The organism is Victivallis vadensis, assembly GCF_003096415.1.
Lineage (GTDB): Bacteria > Verrucomicrobiota > Lentisphaeria > Victivallales > Victivallaceae > Victivallis > Victivallis vadensis.
Genome location: NZ_QEKH01000074.1, coordinates 1 through 2,171, shown reverse-complemented (window position 1 = coordinate 2,171; position 2,171 = coordinate 1). Strand labels below are relative to the sequence as shown.

Sequence of the window (2,171 nt, the reverse complement as noted above, 5' to 3'; positions counted from 1 at the left end):
GCGGTGAACTGGCCTGCCGATTTCTTTGGCGCGGATGCGCCGGCTTCGGCGGAACAGCTTGTGCCGGCGGCGGACCGTGCGACGTTCGGCACCGGGAACGACGCGGTGGTGAACTTCACTTCGGACTACACGCTCTACGGAACCGCCGCGCAGGCTTCGGACGCGGATGCGAAAACCTGGCTCTATGTGCAGAATTCGACGATTCGGAATGGTGTGTTCGGAGGCTCGCTGGCGGGCCGGGTGGGAACCTCGAACATCTACGTGCAGGATTCGAGCATTTCGGCGGTCTACGGCGGCGGGCAGTCTTTCCAGGCGCTGGACGGCACTTTCACGGGTTCGACGACCGGCGCGGCCAATGTGTACGTGTCCGGCGGTGAAATCGGCGAGGTGTTCGGCGGCGCGGATGGCGTGGGTTCGACGGTGGGCGCGGCCAATGTGATGATCGCCGGCGGCACGGTGCGGAGCGTCTACGGCGGCGGCGTGAACGGCGCGTCGACGGCCACGAGCAACGTGACGATCACCGGTAACGCAGATGTGACCACGGCGTATGCAGGCGGCCTGAGCAGCGATGTCGAAAACGCGACCCTGACGATTTCGGGGCCGGATGTGCAGGTCTACAAGGTTTACGGGGGCGGCTCCCTGGCGTCGACGGTGTGCAATTCGGAGCTGAAGATCGAAAACGGCGCGACAGTGAACTACGTCTACGGCGGCGGCGACAGCAACGGACACAACGTGACCGGCAGCATGAACGTGACGGTTTCCGATTCGACGGTTTCCAACGTCCTCTACGGAATCGGCCGCAGCTGCCTGAGCTGCGACGGCACGGTCAATGTGATCAATTCGGATATCGCGATGTTCTACGTCGGCACCTATTCGAAGGACGGCTCCGGGGTGAACCACATCACCGGCACGCTGACGGCGAACCTGACGGATTCGCGGATCGGAAACCAGCTGATCGTGGCCGGCCGCCTCGGCGGCACCAGGGACATGGGCGTCACGATCCATGAAGTGATCGTGAATGCGGCAAACTCCAACCTCGGCAGCGGCAACGTGATGCTCGGCGGCTTCATCGAAAACGAAGGCGCCGACCTTGCGACCGGCAAACACACGCTGACGGTCGACCGGGTCGAATTCAACGCGACCGCCGGAACCGTGATGCAGCATTTCTACGCGGGCGGCCGGGCCGACAACGGCGTGCTGACGGTCAAGGAGGCGGTAATTTCGCTGGAAAATTCGACCTCCGGCAACATCTACGGCGGCGGATACAGCGACGGCTGCGGCAAAAACATTGTCGAAAACGTAACGATCACGGTTGGAACCGGTTCGACCGTCCGGAACGTGATCGCGGGCGGACATAACGCCGGTTCGACCGTCGAAAACGCGACCGTCGAAATCGCCGGCGGAACCGTTCAGTACAGCGTCTACGGCGGCGGCAACAATGCCGCGGTCGAAAACGCGACCGTCATCCTCTCCGGCGGCGCAGTCGCCGGCGACGTGAAGGCCGGAAACGTCGCGGGCAGCCAGTCCGTCGGCTCCGCGCAGGTCGTCTTCAAGGGCTCCGCCTATACCAGCGTCGCGGGAACCGTTTCCGGCGCCGGAGCCGACAGAAGCACACTCGTATTCGACGCCTTCACCGGAAACCTCGACCTGAAGGTTCAGGGCTTCACCGGGGTGGAGGTCCGCTCCGGAAGCAAGGTGACCTTCGGCGACAACGTCGACCTCTCCACCGTGAACAGCCTTGCGATCACGATCGACGCGGCTCCGGCGGAAGCGCTGGTTTCCTTCGGCGACAAGCTCGACGCGCTCAACGAGTTGGCGGTCACTGTCGGAACCCTCGCCGCCGGAAACTGGATTCTCGCTTCCGGCGTCACTCTGGCTTCCGGAGCCGTGATCACCCTGAACAACACCGCTGTCGCGATCGGCGCGGAAATGATCCTGCTCCCCGGCGACATGCTCGGACAGCTCCTGCTGGTCGACGGCAACCTCTCCATCAACGTCGAGGCGGCCCCGCAGCCCACCCTCGACCATATCGCGGTCTCCCCGGCGTACACCACCGCGGACGAAACTTTCACCCTCAATGGCGAATTCTACAAAGTCGGCACGAACGCGTTCAGCACTCTCTCGGAAGCGGTCAGCGCCGCAGAGGAGAACAGCGTCCTGACCGTCGCGGG

General features: G+C 63.8%; 1 protein-coding gene. It reads left to right on the top strand.

Translation table 11 applies throughout. The features are described from left to right. Nucleotides 1–2,171: beta strand repeat-containing protein (locus tag C8D82_RS21465; protein WP_165833239.1), on the top strand; the 2,171-nt coding region annotated here is incomplete at both ends.